The 25095-nt window shown below is 72.8% G+C and carries 23 protein-coding genes; 14 read left to right on the forward strand and 9 right to left on the reverse strand.

The genetic code is table 11. The features are described 5' to 3' along the window. Positions 1–6 precede the first annotated feature (6 nt). From CP974_RS08580 to CP974_RS08590, 3 genes are all read right to left on the reverse strand, one after another. On the reverse strand, positions 7–582 hold the full coding sequence (locus CP974_RS08580; protein WP_031129034.1) for a TerD family protein: 576 nt from the start codon (positions 580–582) through the stop codon (positions 7–9). A 218-nt stretch (positions 583–800) separates the two neighbouring features. Then, the gene (locus CP974_RS08585) at positions 801–1259 is read right to left on the reverse strand and encodes a peroxiredoxin (RefSeq protein WP_031129035.1); all 459 of its coding nucleotides are present in this window, start codon (positions 1257–1259) and stop codon (positions 801–803) included. 107 nt (positions 1260–1366) lie between these two features. Further along, entirely contained in the window at positions 1367–1804 is a 438-nt protein-coding gene (locus tag CP974_RS08590) for a DUF3052 domain-containing protein (protein WP_031129036.1), read from the reverse strand. A 410-nt stretch (positions 1805–2214) separates the two neighbouring features. Here CP974_RS08590 and aceE point away from each other — a divergent pair, with 410 nt between their 5' ends. After that, complete coding sequence (gene aceE, locus CP974_RS08595) at positions 2215–4962, forward strand: pyruvate dehydrogenase (acetyl-transferring), homodimeric type (RefSeq protein ID WP_031129037.1); 2748 nt, start codon at positions 2215–2217, stop codon at positions 4960–4962. A gap of 320 nt (positions 4963–5282) precedes the next feature. Here the strand turns inward: aceE and CP974_RS08600 are convergent, their stop codons facing one another. After that, complete coding sequence (locus CP974_RS08600; protein ID WP_031129038.1) at positions 5283–5684, reverse strand: peptidase inhibitor family I36 protein; 402 nt, start codon at positions 5682–5684, stop codon at positions 5283–5285. 211 nt (positions 5685–5895) lie between these two features. Continuing rightward, positions 5896–7503, reverse strand: a complete 1608-nt coding sequence (locus CP974_RS08605) for an MFS transporter (protein ID WP_031129039.1) — start codon at positions 7501–7503, stop codon at positions 5896–5898. Between the two features lie 116 nt (positions 7504–7619). Between CP974_RS08605 and CP974_RS08610 the strand changes: the two genes are divergently transcribed. The 7 genes from CP974_RS08610 to CP974_RS08640 all read left to right on the forward strand — a co-directional run bounded on the left by CP974_RS08610 (position 7620) and on the right by CP974_RS08640 (position 15274). Next, positions 7620–8324, forward strand: coding sequence for a TetR/AcrR family transcriptional regulator (locus CP974_RS08610; RefSeq protein ID WP_051838987.1), 705 nt, complete (start codon positions 7620–7622; stop codon positions 8322–8324). Between the two features lie 140 nt (positions 8325–8464). Then, complete coding sequence (locus CP974_RS08615) at positions 8465–9679, forward strand: alpha/beta hydrolase (RefSeq protein WP_031129041.1); 1215 nt, start codon at positions 8465–8467, stop codon at positions 9677–9679. Positions 9680–9765: 86 nt separating this feature from the next. Next, positions 9766–10626, forward strand: a complete 861-nt coding sequence (locus CP974_RS08620) for a DUF4429 domain-containing protein (protein ID WP_031129043.1) — start codon at positions 9766–9768, stop codon at positions 10624–10626. A gap of 107 nt (positions 10627–10733) precedes the next feature. Further along, the gene (locus tag CP974_RS08625; protein ID WP_078915362.1) at positions 10734–12128 is read left to right on the forward strand and encodes a sensor histidine kinase; all 1395 of its coding nucleotides are present in this window, start codon (positions 10734–10736) and stop codon (positions 12126–12128) included. 20 nt (positions 12129–12148) lie between these two features. Beyond that, positions 12149–12829, forward strand: a complete 681-nt coding sequence (locus tag CP974_RS08630; RefSeq protein WP_031129045.1) for a response regulator — start codon at positions 12149–12151, stop codon at positions 12827–12829. A 223-nt stretch (positions 12830–13052) separates the two neighbouring features. Beyond that, a complete protein-coding gene (locus CP974_RS08635; protein WP_031129047.1) occupies positions 13053–14084 on the forward strand; it encodes an alpha/beta hydrolase in 1032 nt (343 codons plus the stop codon). Beyond that, positions 14081–15274 carry an acyltransferase family protein gene (locus tag CP974_RS08640; RefSeq protein WP_031129049.1) on the forward strand — a complete coding sequence of 398 codons (1194 nt, stop codon included), beginning with the start codon at positions 14081–14083 and terminating at the stop codon, positions 15272–15274. Before CP974_RS08635 ends, CP974_RS08640 begins: the two co-directional genes overlap by 4 nt. Before the next feature lie 422 nt (positions 15275–15696). Here the strand turns inward: CP974_RS08640 and CP974_RS08645 are convergent, their stop codons facing one another. Beyond that, positions 15697–16725, reverse strand: coding sequence for an aldo/keto reductase (locus CP974_RS08645; protein WP_031129050.1), 1029 nt, complete (start codon positions 16723–16725; stop codon positions 15697–15699). Then, positions 16722–17192: a MerR family transcriptional regulator gene (locus CP974_RS08650; RefSeq protein WP_031129051.1), complete on the reverse strand. Its 471-nt coding sequence runs from the start codon at positions 17190–17192 to the stop codon at positions 16722–16724. Before CP974_RS08650 ends, CP974_RS08645 begins: the two co-directional genes overlap by 4 nt. A gap of 67 nt (positions 17193–17259) precedes the next feature. Here CP974_RS08650 and CP974_RS08655 point away from each other — a divergent pair, with 67 nt between their 5' ends. Continuing rightward, positions 17260–18087: a serine hydrolase domain-containing protein gene (locus CP974_RS08655; RefSeq protein ID WP_031129052.1), complete on the forward strand. Its 828-nt coding sequence runs from the start codon at positions 17260–17262 to the stop codon at positions 18085–18087. A gap of 506 nt (positions 18088–18593) precedes the next feature. Here CP974_RS08655 and CP974_RS08660 read toward each other — a convergent pair. Continuing rightward, positions 18594–19277 carry a pirin family protein gene (locus CP974_RS08660; protein WP_031129053.1) on the reverse strand — a complete coding sequence of 228 codons (684 nt, stop codon included), beginning with the start codon at positions 19275–19277 and terminating at the stop codon, positions 18594–18596. 60 nt (positions 19278–19337) lie between these two features. On the opposite strand from CP974_RS08660, the gene CP974_RS08665 reads away from it, so the two are divergent. The 5 genes from CP974_RS08665 to fabF all read left to right on the forward strand — a co-directional run bounded on the left by CP974_RS08665 (position 19338) and on the right by fabF (position 24220). Beyond that, positions 19338–20522, forward strand: a complete 1185-nt coding sequence (locus CP974_RS08665) for a PucR family transcriptional regulator (protein WP_031129054.1) — start codon at positions 19338–19340, stop codon at positions 20520–20522. A 90-nt stretch (positions 20523–20612) separates the two neighbouring features. Next, the gene (locus CP974_RS08670; RefSeq protein ID WP_031129055.1) at positions 20613–21536 is read left to right on the forward strand and encodes an ACP S-malonyltransferase; all 924 of its coding nucleotides are present in this window, start codon (positions 20613–20615) and stop codon (positions 21534–21536) included. Between the two features lie 21 nt (positions 21537–21557). Further along, positions 21558–22559, forward strand: coding sequence for a ketoacyl-ACP synthase III (locus tag CP974_RS08675; RefSeq protein ID WP_031129056.1), 1002 nt, complete (start codon positions 21558–21560; stop codon positions 22557–22559). Positions 22560–22642: 83 nt separating this feature from the next. Next, the gene (locus CP974_RS08680) at positions 22643–22891 is read left to right on the forward strand and encodes an acyl carrier protein (RefSeq protein ID WP_010475373.1); all 249 of its coding nucleotides are present in this window, start codon (positions 22643–22645) and stop codon (positions 22889–22891) included. Positions 22892–22957: 66 nt separating this feature from the next. Next, entirely contained in the window at positions 22958–24220 is a 1263-nt protein-coding gene (gene fabF / locus CP974_RS08685) for a beta-ketoacyl-ACP synthase II (protein ID WP_031129057.1), read from the forward strand. A gap of 252 nt (positions 24221–24472) precedes the next feature. On the opposite strand, the gene CP974_RS08690 is transcribed toward fabF, so the two are convergent. Next, complete coding sequence (locus CP974_RS08690) at positions 24473–24967, reverse strand: DUF3145 domain-containing protein (protein WP_031135254.1); 495 nt, start codon at positions 24965–24967, stop codon at positions 24473–24475. Positions 24968–25095: the final 128 nt, after the last annotated feature.

A 25095-nucleotide genomic window follows, 5' to 3' on the forward strand; every position in this document is an offset into this window, starting at 1 on the left:
TACGGCTCAGACGTTGACGCCGAAGTCCTGCGCGATGCCGCGCAGGCCGGAGGCGTAGCCCTGGCCGATGGCGCGGAACTTCCACTCCGCGCCGTGGCGGTACAGCTCCCCGAAGACCATCGCGGTCTCCGTCGAGGCGTCCTCGCTCAGGTCGTAGCGGGCGAGCTCCTCGTTGTTGGCCTGGTTGACGACGCGGATGAAGGCGTTGCGCACCTGGCCGAAGGACTGCTGGCGGGTCTCGGCGTCGTAGATCGAGACCGGGAAGACGATCTTGTCGACGTCGGCCGGGACCGTGGCGAGGTTGACCTTGATCTGCTCGTCGTCTCCCTCGCCCTCGCCGGTGAGGTTGTCACCGGTGTGCTCGACGGAGCCGTCCGAGCTCTTGAGGTTGTTGAAGAAGACGAAGTTGCCGTCGGTGGCGACCTTGCCCTGGGCGTTCAGCAGCAGAGCGCTCGCGTCCAGGTCGAAGTCCGTACCGGTGGTGGTGCGGACGTCCCAGCCGAGACCGACCGTGACCGCGGTCAGGTTGGGCGCGGCCTTGGTCAGCGAGACGTTGCCGCCCTTGCTGAGGCTGACTCCCACGAGTCCCTCCATTGGTTTCCAGGGGCAGCGCCCCCGTCGTGCGTTGGCATCGGATCAACGACTGGATCCTAGTGAGGGGTTCCCGTCGTGAGCACGCTGTTGTACCGATCGGTCGGGCGTTTCGGCCGCGCCGGGGCGCGTCCGGGGCGGCGCGGGGCACCGCACGCGGGGGGCCGGAGTCCCCCACGTCACGGCGGCGTCCCCGCGCCCCGGGCGCATCAGAGGGCGTCGAGGGCCTTGATGTAGTCGTTCAGGTCGCGGGCGTCGGGGAGGCCGTTGACCACCGTCCAGCGGACGACGCCCTCCTTGTCGATCACGAAGGTGCCGCGGACCGCGCAGCCCTTCTCCTCGTCGAAGACGCCGTAGGCGCGGGAGACCTCGCCGTGCGGCCAGAAGTCCGACAGCAGCGGGTACTCCAGGCCCTCCTGCTCGGCGAAGACGCGCAGGGTGTGGATGGAGTCGTTGGAGACGGCCAGCAGCTGGGTGTCCTCGTTGACGAAGCGCGGCAGCTGGTCCCGGAGCGCGCACAGCTCGCCGGTGCACACGCCGGTGAACGCGAACGGGTAGAACAGGAGCACGACGTTCTTCTCACCGCGGAAGTCGCCGAGCCGCACGGTGCGCCCGTGGTTGTCCTTCAGTTCGAAGTCCGGAGCCTTGGTGCCGACCTCGATCGCCATGGCAGAAGCATCCCTTCGGTGGACGGATCGCTGAGGTCCCACCCTACGCAACGGGGCCCCCGCCGATGTCCTCGGCGGGGGCCCCGGTCGGCTTCGGGAGCCGGCGGTCAGCGCTTGGGCTTGCCCGCCTTGGGGCTGACCAGGCGGCTGCCGACCCAGTCCTTGCCCGCGTTGATGCTCCGGGTCTGGGAGAGGCCCGCGGTCTGGGCGGCCTCGTTGATGTCGCTGGGCTCGATGTAGCCGTCACGCCCGGTCTTGGGCGTCATCAGCCAGATCTGGCCGCCTTCCTCGATCAGGCCGATGGCGTCGACCAGCGCGTCCGTGAGGTCGCCGTCCTCGTCGCGGAACCACAGCACCACGACGTCGGCGACGTCGTCGTAGTCCTCGTCGACGAGTTCCTGGCCGATGACAGCCTCGATGTCCTCACGGAGCTCCTGCTCGACATCGTCGTCGTAGCCGATCTCCTGGACCACCTGTCCGGGCTCGAACCCCAGCCTTGCGGCCGGGTTGGTCCGCTCCTCCGCGTGGTCCGCGGTCGCGCTCACGGCTTGCCTCCTGATCATGAATGGGAAAGTGCTCGGGCCGCGCGCGTACGCGTGGCATGGGGCGTAGTCCACACGTGCTGGACGGATCGCGCAAGTACCCGGCGACCTAGACCGCCGAAACGGTGACTTTTGGGGCCGTCCTGCCGCAACTCCGGGTACCCGCCCTTCTGTGGTCGTGACACACACGACACCTCTTGACCCACTTTAGGGGGTTGTAGCCGCCACATGCCCGCCGGGCCTCCACGCCGACGCCACCGCATCCGCGGAACAGGCCGGGAAATCCGGGTTACCCCTCGGTAGAGATGACGCGGGCGCCCACGGGGTACACGATGGTGGCGACGCGACCGCAAAGCCGACACACCGTCTCGCATGCCATCAGCCGTAGACACATCGAACAGCGAAGGAACAGCGTGGCTTCCGGATCCGATCGCAACCCGATCATCATTGGCGGCCTTCCCAGCCAGGTCCCGGACTTCGATCCGGAGGAGACCGGGGAATGGCTCGACTCCCTCGACGCCGCCGTGGACGAGCGGGGGCGGGAGCGGGCTCGCTATCTCATGCTCCGCCTGATCGAGCGGGCCCGCGAGAAGCGCGTGGCCGTGCCCGAGATGCGCAGCACGGACTACGTCAACACCATCGCCACCCGCGACGAGCCGTTCTTCCCGGGCAACGAGGAGATCGAACGGAAGATCCTCAACGCCACGCGCTGGAACGCGGCCGTGATGGTCTCCCGCGCGCAGCGCCCCGGCATCGGCGTCGGCGGGCACATCGCCACCTTCGCCTCGTCCGCCTCCCTGTACGACGTGGGCTTCAACCACTTCTTCCGCGGCAAGGACGAGGGCGACGGCGGGGACCAGATCTTCTTCCAGGGCCACGCCTCCCCGGGCATCTACGCCCGCGCCTTCCTGCTCGACCGGCTGAGCGAGGCACAGCTGGACGGCTTCCGCCAGGAGAAGTCCCGGTACCCCGACGGGCTGTCGTCGTATCCGCACCCTCGGCTGATGCCGGACTTCTGGGAATTCCCGACGGTCTCCATGGGCCTGGGCCCGCTGGGCGCGATCTACCAGGCCCGGATGAACCGCTACATGCAGGCGCGCGGCATCGCGGACACCTCGCGCTCGCACGTGTGGGCGTTCCTCGGCGACGGCGAGATGGACGAGCCGGAGTCGCTGGGCCAGCTCACCCTGGCCGCGCGCGAGGGCCTCGACAACCTGACCTTCGTGGTCAACTGCAACCTCCAGCGCCTCGACGGCCCGGTCCGCGGCAACGGCAAGATCATCCAGGAGCTGGAGTCGGTCTTCCGGGGTGCCGGATGGAACGTGATCAAGCTGATCTGGGACCGCTCCTGGGACCCGCTGCTGGCCCAGGACCGCGACGGCATCCTGGTCAACCGGATGAACACGACCCCGGACGGCCAGTTCCAGACGTACGCCACCGAGACCGGCGCGTACATCCGGGAGCACTTCTTCGGCGACGACCACCGGCTGCGCGCGATGGTCGAGGGCATGACCGACCAGCAGCTGCTCCACCTGGGGCGCGGCGGCCACGACCATCGGAAGATCTACGCGGCGTACGCGGCGGCCAAGGCCCACAGGGGCCAGCCGACGGTGATCCTGGCCCAGACGGTCAAGGGCTGGACGCTCGGCCCGAACTTCGAGGGCCGCAACGCCACCCACCAGATGAAGAAGCTGACGGTCGACGACCTGAAGCGCTTCCGCGACCGCCTGCACCTGCCGATCCCCGACAGCGAGCTGGAGTCCGGCCTGCCGCCGTACTACCACCCGGGCCCGGACTCGGAGGAGATCCAGTACATGCACGACCGGCGCAGGGCGCTGGGCGGGTACGTCCCGACGCGTGTCGTGCGGTCGAAGCCGCTGGCCCTGCCCGGCGACGCGGCGTACGCGGCGGTGAAGAAGGGGTCGGGCCAGCAGTCGATCGCGACGACGATGGCGTTCGTACGGCTGCTGAAGGACCTGATGCGGGACAAGGAGATCGGCCGGCGGTTCGTGCTGATCGCGCCCGACGAGTACCGCACCTTCGGCATGGACTCGTTCTTCCCGAGCGCCAAGATCTACAACCCGCTGGGGCAGCAGTACGAGGCCGTGGACCGGGAGCTGCTGCTCGCCTACAAGGAGTCGCCGACCGGGCAGATGCTGCACGACGGCATCTCGGAGGCCGGCTGCACGGCGTCGCTGACCGCGGCCGGGTCGGCGTACGCCACGCATGGTGAGCCGCTCATCCCCGTGTACGTCTTCTACTCGATGTTCGGTTTCCAGCGGACCGGCGACCAGTTCTGGCAGATGGCCGACCAGCTCGCGCGCGGCTTCGTCCTCGGGGCGACCGCCGGGCGCACGACCCTGACCGGTGAGGGGCTGCAGCACGCCGACGGCCACTCGCAGCTGCTGGCGTCGACCAACCCGGCGTGCGTCGCCTACGACCCGGCCTTCGGGTACGAGATCGCGCACATCGTGAAGGACGGCCTGCGGCGGATGTACGGGGCGTCGGAGCGGCATCCGCACGGCGAGGACGTCTTCTACTACCTGACCGTCTACAACGAGCCGATCCAGCACCCGGCGGAGCCCGCGGACGTCGACGCCGAGGGCATCGTGAAGGGCATCTACCGGTTCAGCGCGGGCCAGGCCGGGGCGGTGCCGGCGCAGATCATGGCGTCCGGCGTGGCCGTGCCGTGGGCCGTGGAGGCGCAGCGCATCCTGGCGGAGGAATGGAACGTCCGGGCGGACGTGTGGTCGGCGACGTCGTGGAACGAGCTGCGCCGCGACGCGGTGGAGGCGGAGGAGTACAACCTGCTGCACCCGGAGGAGGAGCCCCGCGTCCCGTACGTGGCGCGGAAGCTGTCCGGCGCGGAAGGCCCCTTCGTGGCCGTCTCGGACTGGATGCGGTCGGTTCCGGACCAGATCGCCCGCTGGGTGCCGGGCCGCTACACCTCGCTCGGCGCCGACGGGTTCGGTTTCGCGGACACGCGCGGGGCGGCTCGTCGCTACTTCCACATCGACGCCCAGTCGATCGTGCTGGCGGTGCTGACGGAGCTGGCGCGTGAGGGGAAGGTGGACCGCTCGGCGCCGAAGCAGGCGATCGACCGGTACAGGCTGCTGGACGTGTCGGCGGCCGACCCCGGCGCGGCCGGCGGCGACGCCTGACGCGAGCCCCCGGGAGTCCGGGTGGTGTGTTGACGGACGCTCCACGCCCTCCGCCCGGACTCCTGGCGGCGGGTCCGCGTCCACCGCCCCGACGCCTCGTGGTGGATGCGCGGGTCCCTCTCGGGCGCGTCGTCGTGGAGGGTGGCCGCCGGCCGCCTCACGGGGCGGCTGCGGTCGGCGGCGTCGCGCCGGGTCTTCGTCGTACGGGCTCATCGGCTCGGCTCCGGGCGGTGGTGGGTGTGGTCCGGCCGCCGCTGCGGCGGCCGGTCTCGACGAGGCGCCCGTGTCCGCGTGCCCCCGTGGCACGCGGACACGGGGCGTCAGTTCTCCCAGATCTTGAACGCGCGTACCTGGTAAGGCGAGCGCGGCACCCAGGTGCCGCTGCCGGGATAGGTCTCGAACTCCCCGGTCTCCGCGCAGGTCGCCGACTGGTAGGTGGTGACGGGCCGCCCCGCACGGTTGGCGAGAGCGGCGGCGGTCGTCCCGGCCGGGAGCGCCACACAGCTCTCGACGTCCGTCGCGGCCAGCTCGTGTGTCTGGCGCTTGCCCTTGAACGCCTCCTTTCCCCAGAGGCACAGTTGCCCGCTGTCACACGGGCCGAGCGTGGGTGGAGCGGGCGGTGCGGCGTCGGCGGGCGCGGCCCAGGTGGACAGTACGGCGATCGTGACCGCGCTCATCGTGAGCGCGGCGGCCGCGAAGAGGGAACGCGAGGACGTAGGCATAAGGAATCAACCCCCGGTCGGTGACACTGCGTATCGATGTCTGACCTCAGCTTGACTCTGAGTGACCGCAGAAGGGAAGGGTTGCCGGGCCGATCCACCCGGAAGAGTGATGGCGCCGAAGGGGCGACCGGCATGGCCGGGCACGCCGAAGGCCCCGGCGCCGGGCGGCGACGGGGCCTTCGACCCGGTGTTCCGCGTACGTCCCGGGGTGTCAGATGTGGACGCCGCCTCCGGCGCCGGCGTTGGCGCCACGCTTGGTGAGGGTCGCGACGAAGGCCGCGACGACCGCCACGGCACCGGCGACCGTGAAGGCGAGGCCCATGCCCGACATGAACGTGTCGTGGATGACCTTGCTGATGGCGCCCAGCATGTCCGGCGTCATCCCCGGCGCCTTGGCGAGCTCCGGCGGGACCATGCCGAACTCGGCGGCCTGCTCCAGCTCCGGGGCGGGCGGGACGGGGATGCCGGCGTCCTTCCAGTTGTCCGCGAAGTCGGCGTTGACCTTGGAGGACATCACCGCGCCGAGCACCGCCGTACCCAGCGCTCCACCGACCTGCATCGCGGCCTGCTGCAGACCGCCGGCGACGCCGGACAGTTCCAGCGGGGCGTTGCCCACGATCACCTCCGTGGCGCCCACCATGACGGGAGCGAGGCCGAGGCCGAGCAGGGCGAACCACAGGGACGTGGCGAGCGTGCCGGTCTCCGGCGCCAGCGTGAGCATGCCGAACATCGCACCGGCGGTGCAGACCATGCCGCCGACCAGCGGGATGCGCGGGCCGAACCGGGTGATCAGCGCGCCGGCGAGCGGCGAGGAGACGATCATCATGGCGGTGAGCGGCAGCAGGCGCAGACCGCTGTCGACGGGGCTGAGGCCCTTGACGCCCTGGAGGTAGAAGGTCACGAAGAAGAGGCCGCCCATGAAGGCGAAGGCCATGAGGACCATGAGGACGACGCCCGCCGAGAGCGGGACGGAGCGGAAGAGCGCGAGCGGGACGAGCGGCTCACGGACCCGCTGCTGCCGGAAGGCGAAGAGGGCGAAGAGGACGAGCGCGCCGACCAGGAAGCCCCAGGTTTTGCCGCTGTCCCAGCCCCAGCTCTCGCCGGCCTTGATGATGCCCCAGATCAGCGCGGCCATGGCGGCGGAGAGCAGGACGATGCCCACGACGTCGAAGGAGCGCGGCGCGTTCTCCGCCCGGTGGTCCTTGAGGATCACGAAGCCCAGGACGAGGGCGAGGACGCCCACCGGCACGTTGATGAAGAAGACCGACTGCCAGCTGACGTGCTCCACGAGCAGGCCGCCGACGATCGGGCCGCCCGCCGTCGAGGCACCGATGACCATGCCCCAGATGCCGATGGCCATGTTGAGCTTCTCGGCCGGGAAGGTGGCACGGAGCAGGCCGAGCGCGGCGGGCATGAGGAGGGCGCCGAAGAGGCCCTGGAGGACACGGAAGGCGATGACCAGGGCGATGGAGTCGGACAGGCCGATCGCGGCGGAGGAGACCGCGAACCCGGCGATGCCTATGAGGAAGGTCTGGCGGTGGCCGAACCGGTCACCGAGCTTGCCCGCGGTGATGAGCGCGACCGCCAGGGCGAGCAGGTACCCGTTGGTGATCCACTGCACGTCGGAAAGGGACGCGTTGAGATCCTGCTTGATCGCCGGGTTGGCGATGGCGACGATCGTGCCGTCGAGCGCGACCATCATCACGCCGACGGCGACACTGAACAGCGTGAGCCAGGGATGGCCCCGGAGCCCCTTGGCCGGTGCGGGCTCGGGATCGGGGCTCTGTGGCGCCTTGCGGATGGCGGTCTGACCAGTCATACCGGTGAGGCTAATGTCAGCCACTGACAATTGACAAAGCTTTTCAGACGCCGGTATCTGCCACGCGGCTCACATCCTTGACCGGGCCGGTGACGAGCGGGAAACGAGGACATGAAGTGACGGTTGGGCGGTCGGCCGGTGCGGAGAACCCCTCCGGGCTGCGCGAACGCAAGAAGCGGCGCACCCGTGCCGCTCTGCTGCGCACCGCGCTGGAGTCCTTCATCACCAAGGGGTACGAGGAGACGACCGTCGACGAGATCGCCGACGCCGTCGAGGTGTCGCAGCGGACCTTCTTCCGCTACTTCGCCAGCAAGGAGGACGCCGCCTTCGCGCTCCAGCAGATGATGGAGCGGCGGTTCGTGGAGGCGCTGCGCGCCCGGCCCGCCGAGGAAGGGCCCTTCGACGCCCTGCGCAACTCCGTCCTGGGCACCTGGGACGCGATCGGCGAGGCCATCACCGAGATCGTCCCCGCCGACGTCCATCTGAGGATGCTCCAGGTGATCGAGTCCACACCGACCCTGCTCGCGGCCCACCTGCGGCGCTCCCTCGACGTGGAGGAGTACGTCGCCCGGCTGATCGCCGCGCGCGAGGGCCTCGACGTGGACGCCGACCCCCGGCCGCGCGTCGCCGTCGCCTGCTTCGGCGGCGTCATGCGCGTCGCCGGTCAGCTCTGGGTCCGGGGCGACGACCCGAGCCTCCGCGCCCTGCGGAGCCTTACCGTCGCCCACCTGGACCACCTCGCCCCGGCGCTCGCGATGGATTGGCGTGGAACCGCCGCCTCGCCGACAGCCCGCGACCCGCAGGGCGGAGACGCGGCGTAGCCGGCGGCCGTTCCCCGGGCACCGCTCTGTGATCCCACCCGGCCGACCGGCCGGCCATGCTCCCCCTCCGCACCCGCCAAACCGTGATGTGCGTCACGCCTGCCGCCGGTCGGCGTCGACGTCTCCTAGGGTGTCTCGTAGTGACTCCCTCCATCGCCCCCTCCTCGCTCACCGTCTGGCGCACCCTGCTCGCCCTCTCGGTGATCTTCGTTCTCCTCGCCACATCCGGCTGGACGGGACCGCCCCGCGCGCGTGCCGCGTCGCCCGACGCGTGGGAGGCGGCGAGGGCGGCATGGCAGGCCGTTCGGGTCGACGGCCGCACACCACCCGATCCGCTGTCGCCGCCGGCGGCCGTGGCGGCGTTCTTCGCCGCGCTCCGCCCGGCGCAACGGGCTCGGCTCGCCCGGCAGCACCCGCTGGTGGTCGGCAACCTGAACGGCGCGCCCGTCGACCTGCGCTACCAGGCCAACCGGCGGACGCTCCGGCGGGCACTCGCCACCGAGCGCGCCCGCGTCGCCGATCCCCGGCTTTCCCCGGACGGGCGCCGGGAGGCGGCGCGCCGGGTGCACCGGTTCACCTCCCTGATCTCCACCGAGCGCCAGGTCCTCGCCTTCGACCCGGAGGGGCGGGGCCGGGTCGCGGAGGTGCTCGGCGACCTGGAGCGCGCCGAGCGGGTCTCGGTCGTCGTGCCGGGCGTCGACACCCACCTGCTCACCTACCAGAGGACGGCCCGCCGCTACACGGCGCCGTACGGCATGGCGGAGGCCCTGTACGCCGCCGAGCGGGAGGCGGAGCCGGAGGTGCGGACCGCCGTCATCGCGTGGGCCGACTACACCGCTCCGACCGGTGTCGGCGTGGACGCGGTGACCGGGCGGCTCGCCGCGGAGGGGTCGGTGCGGCTGGCCTCCCTGGTGGACGCGCTGCCCGGCACCTCCCGCGTCACGCTGTTCTGCCACAGCTACGGCTCCGTGGTCTGCGGACTCGCCGCACGCCGCCTCCCCCCTCGGGTCGCGGACATCGCCGTCGCCGGCAGTCCCGGCATGCGGGCGCAGACCGCGGCGGCGCTCGGCACGCGCGCGCGGGTGTGGGCGATGCGGGACGACGAGGACTGGATCGCCGACGTGCCGCACCTGGACGTCGGCGGGCTGGGGCACGGCGCCGACCCGGTCGAGCCCGAGTTCGGGGCGCGGCTGCTTTCGGCCGACGGCGTGGCGGGCCACGGCGGGTACTTCGTGCCGGGCACGGAGAGCCTGCGGAACTTCGCGGTGATAGGCGTGGGCTCGTACGGCGACGTGCGCTGCGCCGGTGCGGCGGACGCCTGCCGGAGCGGAATCCACGGCGCGACGCCGGTCTGACCCGCTGAGAAGTCGGGCAGCGCAGTCCGTTTCCGCTTGTCTTCCGGGGGGCGACGCGCGGACGCCCGCCGCATACGATGAGGCACATGGGTGATGTGCTGGCCGGAATTCATGCCACCTGGGAGTTCGAAACCGACGCCGTGCTCATCCGCTTCGAACGGGGGATCCGTGCGCCGAAGCTGTTCCAGGCGCTGCGCGAAAGACGCGTCCCGCACGAGGCGCTGGCATCGGTGACCCTCTCCCCGGGCAAGCGGGGCACGGTCGTGCTGCACGCCGTGCCGCGTCCCGGCGCCGACCCTCTGATGGCCGTGGCGGACGGCCAGTTGAAGGAGGGCTGCGACCCGTACCGGCTGGTGCTGCCGGCCGATCGGGAGACGCTCGCCGAGTACTACGCGGACGAGTTGCGCGCGTGTCTCGGACCGGGGCGCGATGAGCCCGCCGAGCGGTTCCTGGTGGCCGCGCCGAAGCCGCCGCTGCAATTCAAGGCGTACGACGGCAAGGCGTCCTTCGATGGCCAGAATGTGTCCTTCCGCTGGTTCTGGACGGGTGCCTCGTCCGCCAAGTGGAAGGCCGGCGACCAGTCGTTCGCGGTGAGTGCGCTGAGCGGCGTCGAGTGGCGCTCGCCCGACGTGCTCGACGGGTGTCTGCGGCTGGTACGGCGCGACGGCGGGCCGGGCCCCGTCCCGCCGGACCAGGACCCGGCGGCGGTCCTGTTCGGCCTGGGTTACGGCCCCGTCCACGAGTCGCTGCCGTTCGCCGCCTCGGTCCTGCAGGCGGTACGGGACGCCGATCGCGCGGCGCCCGTGCCGGTGCCCGTGGGGGCGGGGCGGCGCGACCCGGCCGACATCGCGGAGCGGATCAGGCACCTCGGCGACCTGCACCGGGCGGGCCTGGTGACGGATGAGGAGTTCACCGCGAAGAAGGCGGAACTGCTCGCCGAGCTGTGAGGGCGGGGAACGGACCTGCCGCACCGCCTCATACCGGGGTATGAGGCGGCGAACTGGCTCCCTGGTATGACGCCGGGGCGAGGGGGCGTGCCTAGGCTGGCAGGACCATGAGCAGCCTTCCCCCTCCCCCCGTCCCTCCGGGTGAACGGCCCGGCCCGCCTCGGGAGGAGCCGTTCCCGTTCCCGCCCCGCCCCTGGGGCTCCCCCGCACGGGAGACCGCCGCACACCGTGCGCGGCGCCTCGTGGGGGAGGCGGCGCGCGCGCTCAGCACCGCACTGTCGACACCCACGGAGCCGGGGGCGGCACTCCTCGGCCAGGCCGCTTCCCGATGGGTGCGGCTCGTGCCGCACGTGGTGGCGCTGGCACTGGTCGCGTCTCTGCTGCCGGTCACGGTCGTGGTGCTCGTCGGCGACTACGGGGTGAACGGCGGCATCGCCGGACTGCTGGCCACCGCCCAGACCGCCCCGCTGTTCATGGCGGTGTCACGGCCGCTCCAGGCATGGTGGGTGGTCTTCGCCGCCGATGTCCTGGGGGCCGTGGTGATGATGAGCGGGGCCGCCGCCGAGGGCCGGCCGTGGCCGTGGACGCCGATGGTCGTCGTCGGCTACCTGGGACTGATGCTCGGCGTGGGGCTGCGCGAGCAGCGGCGCACGCTGGTGAGTGTCTGGCTGGTGACCGGCGCGGCCGGTTTCGTTCTGGAGCTGTTCGGCGGCCAGGCCGGGGGCAACGCCGTCCACCTGCTGCTGTTCGTGCTGAGCGGGGTCGTCCTGCTGATAACCGGCATGCTCCGGGAGCGCGGTGACGCGCAGCGGCGGCTCGTGGAGCAGGAGACCATCAGCGAGGCCGAACGGTCACGGCGGACCCTGCTGGAGGAGCGGGCCCGCATCGCCCGCGAGTTGCACGACGTGGTCGCCCACCACATGTCGGTCATCACCGTGCAGGCCGACTCGGCGCCCTACCGGATCGACGGGCTGCCGGAGGCCGCGCGGGAGGAGTTCGCGTCCATGGCCGCGTCCGCACGGGAGTCCTTGACGGAGATGCGGCGGATGCTGTCGGTCCTGCGCAGTGAGAACGCGGAGGGCGAGCGGGCACCTCAGCCCGGCGTCGACCGGGTGCCGCAGCTCGTCGAGGCGACGATACGGGCGGGCCTGCCGGTGGAGCTGTCGCTCGCGGCCGACCTGGGCACGGTTCCACAGGCCGTGGACCTGTCGGCGTACCGGATCGTCCAGGAGGGACTGGCCAACGTGGTGCGCCACGCCCCGGGAGCCCGGACGCGGGTGTCCGTGTCCCGCTCGCCCAATCTGGAGTGGCTGATCGTCCTGGTCGTCAACGGGCCTCCGGCAAAGCCCACTGCGCCGCTGGAGACCTCCGGGACGGGACACGGTCTGGTCGGTATGCGCGAGCGCGTACGGTTGACCGGCGGGATGCTCGACACGGGGCCGCTGCCCGACGGCGGCTTCCGGGTGGCGGCGCGGCTGCCCCTGTTCGCTCGGCTTCCCTGACCGTCGAGAAGGGGGACCTCGTGACCATCCGCGTGATCATCGTGGACGACCAGGCCATGGTGCGGGCGGGTTTCGCCGCACTGCTGTCGGCGCAGTCCGACATCGACGTGGTGGGTGAGGCACCCGACGGGCGGGCGGGCGTCGAGGTCGGCCGGTCCGCACACCCCGACGTGGTCCTGATGGACGTGCGCATGCCCGAGATGGACGGGCTCGCGGCGGCGCGCGAGCTGCTGAACCCACCGCCCGGTGTGACGCACCGGCCGAAGGTCCTGATGCTGACGACGTTCGACGTGGACGACTACGTGTACGAGGCGCTGCGCGCCGGGGCGTCGGGTTTCCTCCTCAAGGACGCCCCGCCGGCGGACCTGATCGCCGCGGTGCGGGTGGTGGCGGGCGGTGAGGCGCTGCTCGCGCCGTCGGTCACACGCCGGCTCATCGAGGACTTCGCCGCCCAGCGGCCCGCGCCGCGCCGGGAGCGTTCGGTGCGGCTCAACGGGCTGACGCCGCGTGAGACGGAAGTGCTGGAGCTGGTCGCGCGGGGCCTGTCGAACCAGGAGATCGCCGCGCATCTGGTCCTCGCCGAGCAGACGGTGAAGACCCACATCGGTCGGGTTCTCGCCAAGCTGGGGCTGCGCGACCGGGCACAGGCCGTGGTCTTCGCCTACGAGTCCGGGCTCGTCACGCCCGGTGAGACCGTCTGACCTCCGGCCCCTGGTCCTGTCGAGGCGGCCCGCCGTCCGCCGCGCGACGTTCCGCGACCTCGCACGCCCCTTTCCACCGGCGCGACGCGTCGTCGTAGGACACCCCCTACCCAGGTATCACCCGGTAGTTGGCTCCGCAGGGTGACGATCGTCCGGGTGCCGTCCTCCTACCTTCCTCTCCGTCACACCGCGTCACATCGCACAGGACGGAAGAGGGGGGCGCATGCGCCGATACACGAGGACCGTGGTGGCCGCCGCACTGGCGGTCGGCATCGTCACCGGGACCACCGGCTGGGCGTCGGGGGGCGCCCGGCAGGCGGCGGCCGGTCCCCCGCCGGGAAGTTCGGCGTGGAGGGCCGACACATCGCTGGGGCGGCCACTGCCCGACCCGGTCGAAGCGGCACCGACCGAGGTGGCCGCGTTCTTCCGGAGCCTCGACGGGGTGCAGCGGCAGCGGCTGGCCCGCCGCCATCCCGGAGTGGTGGGGAACCTCGACGGGGCGCCGGTGTCGCTGCGGTACGAGGCGAACGCCCTGACCGTCTCCCGTGACGCCCGGTACGCACACCTGGCGGGGCGCCGTCTCCTCGCATTCGACCCCCGCGGCCGCGGTCTGGTCGCGGAGGTGTTCGGGGATCTGGAGCGCGGCCGCCATGTCGCCGTCGTGGTGCCGGGATCGGACATGGACGCCGGATCGTACGACCGGGCGCGTTCGCCGCACGGCACCACGGCCGGGATGGCGCGGCAGCTGCGGTCGGCGGCGGGGCGGGACACGGCGGTGATCGCCTGGGTCGGGTACACGACACCGGTCGGGGTGGGACTGGACGCGGCGACCGGCGGCCTCGCCGAGGCGGGCGCGGAGCGGCTGGCGCGCTTCACGGGTGGTCTCGCGGCGACGGGCACGGCCGCTCCCTCGGTGTTCTGCCACAGCTACGGATCGGTGGTGTGCGGGCTGGCCGCGGCCGAGATGAAGGCGAAGGACCTCGTGGTGTTCGGATCGCCCGGCATGCGCGCGGCGAACGCCGGAGAGCTGGGAACGGCCGCGCGGGTGTGGGCCGCGAAGGACCCGACCGACTGGATATCCAAGGTGCCGAACGTGGCCTTCCTCGGCCTCGGGCACGGCACGGACCCGGCGTCCGAGGCGTTCGGCGCCCGGCGGGTGCCGGCCGGGGACGCCCGCGGCCACGACGGCTACTTCGCATCCGGCACCAGTTCGCTGCGCGCCTTCGCCGCGATCGCCAGGGGGGAGACCGTATGAGGCTCGTCGAACGGATCGAGCGGCGCACGCCCGCACACCGCGACCGGGCCGTGGACGGACTGCGCGCGCTGGCCCTCCTGGCCGTGCCGGTCGGGCACTGGATGCTCGGTGGGTTCACGCTGGACGGCGAGGGCGCCCTCCACAACGCCAGTCCGTTGTCGTCGTTCGGGTTCCTGGCGCCGGCGAGCTGGGTCCTGCAGATGCTCGGGATCTTCTTCCTGGTCGGCGGCTACGCCTCGGTGCTGTCCTACCGGCGCGGGCGCGGCGGTACCGGGGAGTGGCTGCGCGGCAGGGTCGTGCGGCTCGGGCGGCCCGTGCTGGGGGTGACGGCGGTGTGGGCCGCGCCGGCGACCGCCGGCTTCCTGGCGGGCATACCCGGCGACACGCTGCGGACGGGGGCGACGCTGGTGATCCAGCCGCTGTGGTTCGTCGGGGTGTACACGGTGGTCACCGCGCTCACCCCGTGGTGCGTGCGGGCGGCGGACGCCGTGGGTGTCTGGGCGGCGGCGGCGCTGCTCGGCTGGGTCGCCGTCGTGGACCTGCTGCGGTACGGGCCGTACGCCGACGCGGTGCCCTCCTGGCTGGGCCTGCTGAACGTGCTGCCGGGCTGGCTGTTCGCCTACCAGCTCGGGGTGGCGTGGGGGGAGCGGCGGGTCGGCCGGCGGGAGGCGTGGGCGCTCCTCGCGGGCGGAGCGGCCCTGTTCGCGGTGCTGCTGGCGGTGTTCGACTACCCGGCGTCGATGGTGGGCGTGCCCGGTGAGGCGCGAACCAACTCGCATCCGCCGTCGCTGCTGGTCCTGGCGCTGGCGTCCGCGCAGAGCGGCGCGGCGATCCTGTTGCGGGACCGGCTGGGGGCGCTGCTGCGCAGGCCCGCCCTGTGGGCGCCGGTGGTGGTGGTCAACCTGTCGGCGATGACGGTGCTGTGCTGGCACCAGACGGCGATGCTGGCCGCGGCGGTGCCCGCGTCGCTGACCGCCGGGGCGGTGCCGGGGCTGACGACGGCGCCGGACACCCTGGGCTGGATAGCGGCCCGGGCGGCGTGGCTGCCGGTGTTCGCGGTGCTGCTGGTCCTCATCGTCCGCTACGCGCGGGTCTTCGAGGCTCCGTGGACCGGGGCCACCAGGACGCGGCGCGCGGTGGCGGGCGTCCTGGCGGCCGGCTTCACGGCTTTCGCCCTCGGTCTGACGTGAGGGCGGGCAACGGTTGGGGGGAACCGGTGAGCATGGCCCGGCCCTGGACTGCGCCTTGGGCCTGGCCTGTCCGTTCGGAGCCTGGGCGCCGGCCCGGCCCGTGGCCCGGACACGGGTCGCGCCCCGTCTCCGGGGCTGGTCGGGCCCCGGTCCGAGCGCTGCGTCGCGGCTGGATCCCGGGGCCGCCCCCGGCCCTGGTGTCGTCCGGGGCGCCGGGCCCGGACCGGGCGCCGGGCAGTGTGGACGGGGCCCGGAGCCCGGTGTCCGGGTGGGAGCTTGAAGGGGGTGAAGCCCAGACGGGGACCGCTTGGGCGCCGCGCCATCGCGCCGCCGAAGGCATCGGGGCTGCCAGGGAGCCGAGGGCGTGCGGGGCGGAGGCACCCCGGCGTCGGGAGGGGATCCGCGTGGTCAGGAGGCGGCGGTCAGCTCTCTCGGGCGGCGGAGGTGGTGGACATGTCGGGATAGCGGGCGCCGGCCACCTGGGTGGCGATCGGTTCGAGGAGGTCGAGTTCGGATGCGGTGAGGACGATGCGGGTGGCAGCGGCGTTCTCCAGCAGGCGGCTGCGCTTGCGGGTGCCGGGGATGGGGACGACGGTCAGGCCGTGCACGGCCGCGCGCTGGTGGACCCAGGCCAGGGCGATCTGCGCGAGGGTGGCTCCGTGGGCGGCGGCGAGGGAGCGGACGGGTTCGAGGAGCGCGGCGTTGCTGCGGGCGTTGTCGCCCGAGAAGCGCGGCTGGGTGCGGCGGAAGTCGTTCTCGGGGAGGTCACGTGCCGCGTCGGCGAACGCTCCGGTGAGGAAGCCGCGGCCGAGCGGGGAGTAGGGGACGAGGGCGACACCGAGCTCCGCGGCGGCGGGGACGGCGCTGACCTCCACGTCGCGGGAGAACAGCGACCACTCGGACTGCAGGGCGGCGATGGGGTGGACGGCGTGGGCCTCGCGCAGCTCCGGGCCGGTGACCTCGCTGAGACCGAGGTGCCTGACCTTGCCCTCGCGGACGAGTTCGGCCATGGCGCCCACGGACTCGGCGAGCGGGACGGCCGGGTCGCGGCGGTGCATGTAGTACAGGTCGATGACGTCGACGCCGAGCCGGCGGAGGCTGCCCTCGACGGCGGCCTTGACGTAGGCGGGGTCGTTGCGGACGCCCCGGTAGGCGGGGTCGTCCGTACGGACCATGGAGAACTTGGTGGCCAGGGTGATCTCGTCGCGGTGGGCGGCGACGAACGGGGCGAGGAACTCCTCGTTGGCGCCGCGCCCGTAGACGTCGGCGGTGTCGATGAGGGTGACGCCCGACTCGAGGGCGGCGTCGAGCGTGTCGCGGGCGGCTGCCTCGTCGGTGTCGCCGTAGAACTCGCTCATGCCCATGGCGCCCAGGCCCTGGACGCCGGTCGTCGGGCCCGTCGCGCCCAGTCGCACCTGGGGAAGCGGGGCGTTCGTCTCGTCGGAGGTCATCGTGCGGCCCTTTCCGGCGCCGGCCGGGCGCCCGTGTAGATGTCGATCTTGTAGTCGAGTACGGCGAGGGTGCCGTGGAGTTCGGAGATGCGCGCGAGGACGTCGCGGCGGGTGGCTTCGAGGAGTTCGCGCCGTTCGTGGAAGGTGTGGTCACCGGCACGGACCAGTTCGGCGTAGCGGACCATCGCGGCGACGGACATGCCGGTCAGGCGGAGCTTGCCGACCAGGGTGAGCCAGTCCAGATCCCGGTTGGTGAAGCGGCGCTGGCCGGTCGCGGACCGGTCGACGTGCGGCATCAGGCCGATGCGCTCGTACCAGCGGAGGGTGTGGGCGGAGAGGCCGGTCCAGGCGGCCACCTCGCTGATCGTGTACTGGTCCTCTCCGTCGGGTCGGGGGTGGCGGGCCGGTGGGGCGGCGCAGGCGTCGGTGGTCCGGGCGGCCGCCGGAGTGGTCTCGATCACCGTCATGCCCCCACGCTAGGACCCTGGAGCGCACTCGAAGCAAGCGCCGCGACGAGCAAGTACGCTCGTCCGCATGGAGAGCCTGGCGATGATCGAGAACTGGCCCGTGCCCGCGGCGGCCGCCGCGGTGGTCCGCGCGGACGGCACGCTCGCGGGGGCGCACGGGCCGACGGACCGGCGGTTCCCGCTCGCCTCCGTGACGAAGCCGCTGGCCGCGTACGCGGTGCTCGTCGCCTACGAGGAGGGCGCCGTCGAACTGGACGAGCCGGCCGGCCCGGAGGGGTCGACGGTGCGGCACCTCCTGGCCCACACCTCGGGCCTCGCCTTCGACGAGAACCGGGTGACGGCGGCGCCCGGCACGCGGCGGATCTACTCCAACACGGGCTTCGAGGTGCTGGCGGACCACGTGGCGAAGGCGACGGAGATCCCGTTCGCGGAGTACCTGCGCCAGGCCGTGCTGGAGCCGCTCGGGATGGCGTCGACGACGCTGGAGGGCTCGGCCGCGAAGGACGGGGTGTCCACGGTGGACGACCTCGCGCGGTTCGCGGCGGAGGTGCAGGCGCCCCGGCTGCTGGACGCGCGGACGGTGCTGGAGGCGATGACGGTCGTCCATCCCGGGCTGACCGGCATCCTGCCGGGGTACGGGCACCAGCGGCCCAACGACTGGGGGCTCGGCTTCGAGATCCGGGACGGCAAGGCGCCGCACTGGACCGGTGGTTCGTCGTCGCCCCGGACGTTCGGGCACTTCGGGCAGTCGGGCACGTTCCTGTGGGTGGACCCGGAGGCGGGGGCCGCCTGCGTGGCGCTGACGGACCGTCCGTTCGGCCCGTGGGCGATCGAGGCGTGGCCCCCCTTCACCGACGCGGTCCTCGCCGAGCTGCGCCGCGGCCCGGCCGCCTAGGACCGCCTGCCCGGCCCTGTCCTGGCCCGCCGAGGACCCGACTGCCCGAAGGCGGCCCCCGGGGCCGGTACCCGGACCCGGCCCCTCCACGGCAGCCCGTCCGGACCCGGAGTCCGCGACCGGTTGCCTGGGCCCGGCCTTCCGGACCGGCCGCCCGGCCCGACGGCACCAAGCCGCTCCACACGCCGGTGGGGCGCCGTTTCGACCCGCTCACCGACGGCTCGGCCGCCGATCCGGCTTTGCTGCGGCTCCTCGGGGCGGGTCGCGGGCGCCCGCGAAGCCACCGAGCGGCGGAGGCGGTGTTCTGAGCCCGATCGTCCGGGCCGGCCGCTCGAGGCCGGGCGCTCGGACCCTGCCGCTCGGGGCCGGGCGCTCGGACCCTGCCCTCCGGAACCGGTTCCCTGAGCCCGCCCCGGCCCCCGGCCGCCCTGACCGAGCGGCCCCCTGACGGAGCCGCCCAGGCCGAGCCGCCCAGGCCGAGCGGGCCGCCCGGCCGTGCAGGCTCCTCAGTCGGGGCGGGTCATCCGCCAGATCAGGACCTCGGCGGCCGTGACCGCGGTCAGCTCCGCGCCCCGCGCCCCGGTGAGGCGGGCGGCGTCGCCCGCCGACAGCCCCGCCACCTCTCCCGCGCAGGTCAGCCGGACCTCGCCGCGCACCACGTGGACGTACACGAAGTCCCCGTCCGGGACGGCCGCGCGCTGCCCCGCCTGCGGCCGCCGCACGTGCAGCACGGCGCCCGCCGCGGGCACGGCGTACGAGACGGCCTCCCCGGCCTCGCCGGCCGGGCGCCGGACGAGCCCGTACGACGGTTCGCCGCCCGGTTCGAGCGGGGCGAGCCACATCTGCACGAACACCAGCGGCGCGGCGCCGTCGTTGCGCTCCACGTGCCGCACCCCGCCCGCCGAACTCAGGTGCTGCACGTCGCCCGGCCTGACGACGGTCGCGTGCCCGGCGGAGTCGCGGTGCGTCAGCTCGCCCTCGACGACCCAGGTGACGATCTCGGTGTGGCTGTGCGGGTGCTCGTCGAAGCCGGCGCCCGGCGCGAGCCGCTCCTCGTTGCAGGCGACGAGCGCGCCGAAGCGGACGTTGCCCGGGTCGTAGTGCGGGCCGAACGAGAAGGCGTGCCGGGTCTCGATCCCGGCGGCCGGGTCACCGCCCGGATAGCGGTCACCGGCTCTGTGTAGGGACATCACGGCCACAACGGTAGACCGGCTGGGCGGTCCGCCGTCCCGATAAGGCAGTCTTGTCCCGTGCCTGATCCCGCAGTGAACGACGCCCACCCGCACGCAGCGACCCTGAAGCGACTCGAGCAGTCCTCCGGGCGGCTCGCCGCCAGCGCCATCGCACGCATGGACGAGACACTGCCGTGGTACCGGGCGATGCCCCCGGAGAACCGTTCCTGGATCGGCCTGGTCGCGCAGGCCGGCATCGCCGCGTTCACCGAGTGGTTCCGGCACCCGGAGACCCCGCAGGCGATCTCCACCGACGTGTTCGGGACGGCGCCGCGCGAACTGACCCGCGCGATCACGCTGCGCCAGACCGTGGAGATGGTCCGCACGACCATCGAGGTCATGGAGTCGGCCATCGAGGAGGTCGCCGCCCCCGGTGACGAGTCGGTGCTCCGTGAGGCGCTGCTCGTCTACGCGCGGGAGATCGCCTTCGCGACGGCGCAGGTGTACGCGCAGGCCGCCGAGGCGCGGGGCGCGTGGGACGCCCGCCTGGAGTCCCTCGTCGTGAACGCGGTGCTGTCCGGCGAGGCCGACGAGGGCGCGGTCAGCAGGGCCGCCGCCCTCGGCTGGAACTCGCCCGAGCACGTGTGCGTCATCCTCGGCACCGCCCCGGACGGTGACAGCGAGCTGACCGTGGAGGCGATCCGCCGGGCGGCCCGCCACGCCAAGCTGCAGGTCCTCACCGGGGTGCTCGGCGACCGCCTGGTGGTGATCGCGGGCGGCAGCGACAACCCGCTGGCGGTGGCGAAGGCGCTGATCGGCCCGTACGCGGCGGGGCCCGTCGTGGCCGGTCCGGTCGTCCCGGACCTGCTGGCGGCGACCCGGTCCGCGCAGGCGGCGGCGGCCGGCCTCAAAGCCTGTTCCGCCTGGCAGGACGCGCCCCGGCCGGTCCTCGCGGACGATCTGCTGCCGGAGCGCGCCATCGCCTCGGACCCGTCCGCGCGCGAGCAGCTGGTGGAGGAGATCTACAGACCGCTGGAGGAGGCCGGGTCGGCGCTGCTGGAGACGCTGAGTGTGTACCTGGAGCAGGCGAGCAGCCTCGAGGGCGCGGCCCGCATGCTGTTCGTGCACCCCAACACCGTGCGCTACCGGCTGCGACGTGTGACCGATGTCACGGGCTGGTCGCCGTCCGATGTACGGTCGGCCTTCACGCTGCGGATCGCGCTGATCCTGGGGCGTCTGGCCGACGCCGAGACGCAGTCCTAGGGTTTTTGTCGGGGACCAACAATTCGCCCGACGGTTCTTCGTCCTAGTCCCCACGGGCCTCCAGGACCGTCCACAAGAGAGAGTGTGAGGGTGCTCGTACTCGTCGCTCCCGGCCAAGGCGCTCAGACGCCCGGCTTCCTGACCCCCTGGCTCGACCTTCCGGACGCCGCCGACCGCGTCGGCGCGTGGTCGGAGGCGATCGGCCTGGACCTGGTCCACTACGGCACGAAGGCCGACGCGGAGGAGATCCGCGACACGGCGGTCGCCCAGCCCCTGCTGGTCGCCGCCGGCCTGCTCTCCGCCGCCGCGCTCGGCGGGCCCGCCCCGGACGCGGTCGCCGGCCACAGCGTCGGCGAGTTCACCGCCGCCGCGCTGGCCGGTGTCCTCGACGACACGGCCGCGCTGCGCCTCGTACGGGCCCGCGGCCTGGCGATGGCCGAGGCCGCCGCCGTCACCCGCACGGGCATGTCGGCCCTGCTCGGCGGCGACCCCGAGGTCACCGTCCCGCACCTGGAGAAGCTCGGCCTGACCGCGGCCAACGTCAACGGCGCGGGCCAGATCGTCGCCGCCGGCACCATGGAGCAGCTGGCCGCGCTCGCGGAGGACAAGCCGGAGGGCGTGCGCCGCGTCGTCCCGCTCCAGGTCGCCGGCGCGTTCCACACGCAGCACATGGCGCCCGCCGTGGCCCGGCTGGAGGAGGCCGCGCGGGACCTCGCCCCGGCGGACCCGAAGGTCGCCTACGTGTCCAACAAGGACGGCCGGACCGTCGCCACGGGTGCCGATGTCGTCACCCGGCTCGTGGGCCAGGTGGCCAACCCGGTCCGCTGGGACCTGTGCATGGAGACGTTCCAGCGGCTCGGTGCCACCGCGCTGGTCGAGGTGTGCCCGGGCGGCACGCTGACCGGCATCGCCAAGCGGGCCCTCCCCGGCGTCAAGACGCTCGCGCTCAAGACACCCGACGACCTCGACGCGGCACGCGCGCTCATCGCCGAGCACGCCGGCGCCGCCTCCTGACGGAGCAAGGAGCCGTAGAGCATGGCGAAGATCAGGCCCAGCAAGGGCGCCCCGTACGCGCGGATCATGGGGGTCGGCGGCTACCGCCCCACCCGTGTCGTGCCGAATGAGGTGATCCTCGAGAAGATCGACTCGTCCGACGAGTGGATCCGCTCGCGCTCCGGCATCGCGACGCGCCACTGGGCGTCGCCCGAGGAGACCGTGACCGCCATGTCCGTCGAGGCGGCCGGCAAGGCCCTCGCGGACGCCGGGGTCAGCCCCGAGCAGATCGGCGGCGTCATCGTCTCCACGGTGTCGCACTTCAAGCAGACCCCGGCCGTCGCCACGGAGATCGCGGACCGACTCACGTCGAGCAAGCCCGCGGCGTTCGACATCTCGGCGGGCTGCGCGGGCTTCGGCTACGGGCTGACGCTCGCGAAGGGCATGGTCGTCGAGGGCTCCGCCGAGTACGTCCTCGTCATCGGCGTGGAGCGGCTCAGCGACCTCACCGACCTGGAGGACCGGGCCACGGCCTTCCTCTTCGGCGACGGCGCGGGCGCGGTCGTGGTCGGCCCGTCCGACGAGCCGGCGATCGGCCCGACGGTCTGGGGCTCGGAGGGCGACAAGTCCGAGACCATCAAGCAGACCGTGCCGTGGACGGACTACCGCGACGGCGTGGTGGAGCGCTTCCCGGCCATCACGCAGGAGGGCCAGGCGGTGTTCCGCTGGGCCGTCTTCGAGATGGCCAAGGTCGCCCAGCAGGCCCTCGACGCGGCCGGCATCACCGCGGCCGACCTGGACGTCTTCATTCCGCACCAGGCCAACATGCGGATCATCGACTCGATGGTGAAGACGCTGAAGCTGCCGGAGCACGTCACGGTCGCCCGCGACGTGGAGACCACCGGCAACACCTCGGCCGCCTCGATCCCGCTCGCGATGGAGCGGCTCCTGGCGACCGGGCAGGCGAAGAGCGGTGACACCGCGCTCGTCATCGGCTTCGGGGCGGGGCTCGTCTACGCCGCGACGGTCGTTACCCTCCCCTAGGCGGCCGTTCCGGTCTTCCGTACCGGACCGACCGCCGTCCCATCCTCTGACAAGCACAGAGCTACCCACTGAAGGAGCGCCACATGGCCGCCACCCTGGAAGAGATCGTCGAGGGTCTCGCCGAGATCGTCAACGAGATCGCCGGCATCCCCACCGAGGACGTCGAGCTCGACAAGTCCTTCACGGACGACCTGGACGTGGACTCCCTGTCCATGGTCGAGGTCGTCGTCGCCGCCGAGGAGCGCTTCTCGGTGAAGATCCCGGACGACGACGTCAAGGGCCTCAAGACGGTCCGCGACGCTGCCGAGTACATCCTCAAGCACCAGGCCTGATCGGATCGCCACCCGGCGGTGGCGCCGTTTTCACGCATACCTCATACACGTGGAGAAAGAATTCCTGTGAGCCCGACCAATCGCACCGTGGTCGTCACCGGTATCGGCGCAACCACACCGCTGGGTGGCGACTCCGCCTCGACCTGGGAGGGGCTGCTGGCCGGGCGTTCCGGCGTCAGGCCCCTCGAGGGCGAGCGGTTCGCCGACCTGCCCGTCCAGATCGCGGCCCGCGTGGCCGTGGAGCCGCTGGAGGTCCTGCCCCGGCCGCTCGCCCGCAAGCTGGACCGCTCCGCCCAGTTCGCCGTCATCGCCGCGCGCGAGGCGTGGGCGGACGCGGGCTTCTCCGGCTCCGCCGGCGAGGAGGGGCAGATCCGCCCCGAGCGCCTGGGCTCCGTCATCGCCTCCGGCATCGGCGGCGTGACGACCCTGCTGGACCAGTACGACGTACTGAAGGAGAAGGGCGCCCGGCGGGTCTCCCCGCACACGGTGCCCATGCTCATGCCGAACAGCCCCTCCGCCAACGTCGGTCTGGAGGTGAACGCCCAGGCGGGCGTGCACACCCCGGTGTCGGCGTGCGCGTCGGGCGCCGAGGCGATCGGCTACGCCATCGAGATGATCCGTACCGGCCGCGCCGACGTGGTCGTGGCGGGCGGCACCGAGGCGGCCATCCACCCGCTGCCCATCGCGGCGTTCGCCAACATGATGGCGATGTCCAAGAGCAACGACGAGCCCGAGAAGGCCTCGCGCCCGTACGACAAGGGCCGCGACGGCTTCGTCCTCGGCGAGGGCGCCGGTGTCGTCGTCCTGGAGTCCGCGGAGCACGCCGCCGCGCGCGGCGCCCGCGTGTACTGCGAGGCGCTCGGTCAGGGCCTGTCCGCCGACAGCCACCACATCGCGCAGCCCGAGCCGACCGGCCGCGGCATCGCCGCCGCCCTGCAGAACCTGCTGGACGACACGGACCTCAAGCCGGCCGAGGTCGTGCACCTGAACGCGCACGCCACCTCGACGCCGCAGGGCGACGTCGCCGAGGTGAAGGCGCTGCGCAAGGTCCTCGGCGACGACCTCGACCACGTCGCGATCTCCGCGACCAAGTCGATGACCGGCCACCTGCTGGGCGGTGCGGGCGGCATCGAGACCGTCGCGACGGTCCTGGCGCTGTACCACCGCACGGCCCCGCCGACCATCAACGTCGACGACCTCGACGAGGAGATCGACGCGGACGTCGTGCGCGGCGAGCCCCGCACGCTGCCCGAGGGCACGATCGCGGCGATCAACAACTCGTTCGGCTTCGGCGGCCACAACGTGGTCCTCGCCTTCCGCACGCTCTGACGCCGTAAGCGGCACGAACGTTCGAGCGGGGCGGAGGCGCCCGGCCCGTACGTCATGGAGGGGCCCCCATCCCGGAGACGGGACGGGGGCCTCTTCCCGTGCGCGCGGGAGGCGGGAGGGGGCGGGCCGGCGCGTCACACGACGGGACGGCGGGGCGAAACGGCGCGCGGGCGGGCGGGCGGGCGCGCGGGCGCGTCGCCGGCCGCGTCGCCGGCCGGGGCGTGGGGGCGCGGGGCGGGGCGGGGCGTGCGGTCAGACGACCTGGTGGAGCCAGCGGACCGGGGCGCCCTCGCCCGCGTACCGGAAGGGCTCCAGTTCGTCGTCCCAGGGCTTGCCGAGGAGCTTGGCGACCTCGGCCTCCAGCAGGGTCTCGCCCTGCGCGGAGCGGGCGAGCGCGGCGCGCAGCCGGTCCTCGGGGATCATGATGTCGCCGTGGATGCCGATGACCGCGTGGAAGATGCCCAGGTCGGGGGTGGCGCTGTAGCGCTCGCCCTCGGCGGTGGAGCAGGGCTCGGCGGTCACCTCGAAGCGGAGCATCTGCCAGCCGCGCAGGGCGGAGGCGAGCTTGGACGCGGTGCCCGGCTGCCCCCGCCAGGAGAACTCGGCTCTCCACGTGCCCGGTGACGCAGGCTGGCGGATCCAGTCGAGCTGGGCCCTCGTGCCGAGCACGCCCCCGACCGCCCATTCGACGTGCGGGCACAGCGCGCGCGGCGCGGAGTGGACGTACAGGACTCCACGTGTCGTCACCGGGACCTCCAGTGTGGGACGAGGTTCGCCTTTTCCCAGCGGCCTCAGTAAACAGCATCGGGAGCGAAACTCCGCAAAACGGACAGCTTGTGACGTGATGTAATTTACCGGAGCCGGTCGGCCGGGCG

The sequence above is a fragment of the Streptomyces fradiae ATCC 10745 = DSM 40063 genome (assembly GCF_008704425.1).
GTDB lineage: Bacteria > Actinomycetota > Actinomycetes > Streptomycetales > Streptomycetaceae > Streptomyces > Streptomyces fradiae.

Excerpts from the sequence above, each read along its gene's own strand:
- CP974_RS08650 (WP_031129051.1), bottom strand. The coding sequence starts at position 17,192 with ATGACGGTGATCGAGACCACTCCGGCGGCCGCCCGGACCACCGACGCC.
- CP974_RS08675 (WP_031129056.1), top strand. The coding sequence starts at position 21,558 with ATGGCGAAGATCAGGCCCAGCAAGGGCGCCCCGTACGCGCGGATCATG.
- CP974_RS08600 (WP_031129038.1), bottom strand. The coding sequence starts at position 5,684 with ATGCCTACGTCCTCGCGTTCCCTCTTCGCGGCCGCCGCGCTCACGATG.
- CP974_RS08680 (WP_010475373.1), top strand. The coding sequence starts at position 22,643 with ATGGCCGCCACCCTGGAAGAGATCGTCGAGGGTCTCGCCGAGATCGTC.
- CP974_RS08645 (WP_031129050.1), bottom strand. The coding sequence starts at position 16,725 with ATGACCTCCGACGAGACGAACGCCCCGCTTCCCCAGGTGCGACTGGGC.
- CP974_RS08625 (WP_078915362.1), top strand. The coding sequence starts at position 10,734 with ATGAGCAGCCTTCCCCCTCCCCCCGTCCCTCCGGGTGAACGGCCCGGC.
- CP974_RS08660 (WP_031129053.1), bottom strand. The coding sequence starts at position 19,277 with ATGTCCCTACACAGAGCCGGTGACCGCTATCCGGGCGGTGACCCGGCC.
- CP974_RS08655 (WP_031129052.1), top strand. The coding sequence starts at position 17,260 with ATGGAGAGCCTGGCGATGATCGAGAACTGGCCCGTGCCCGCGGCGGCC.
- CP974_RS08585 (WP_031129035.1), bottom strand. The coding sequence starts at position 1,259 with ATGGCGATCGAGGTCGGCACCAAGGCTCCGGACTTCGAACTGAAGGAC.
- CP974_RS08605 (WP_031129039.1), bottom strand. The coding sequence starts at position 7,503 with ATGACTGGTCAGACCGCCATCCGCAAGGCGCCACAGAGCCCCGATCCC.
- CP974_RS08620 (WP_031129043.1), top strand. The coding sequence starts at position 9,766 with ATGGGTGATGTGCTGGCCGGAATTCATGCCACCTGGGAGTTCGAAACC.
- CP974_RS08635 (WP_031129047.1), top strand. The coding sequence starts at position 13,053 with ATGCGCCGATACACGAGGACCGTGGTGGCCGCCGCACTGGCGGTCGGC.
- CP974_RS08640 (WP_031129049.1), top strand. The coding sequence starts at position 14,081 with ATGAGGCTCGTCGAACGGATCGAGCGGCGCACGCCCGCACACCGCGAC.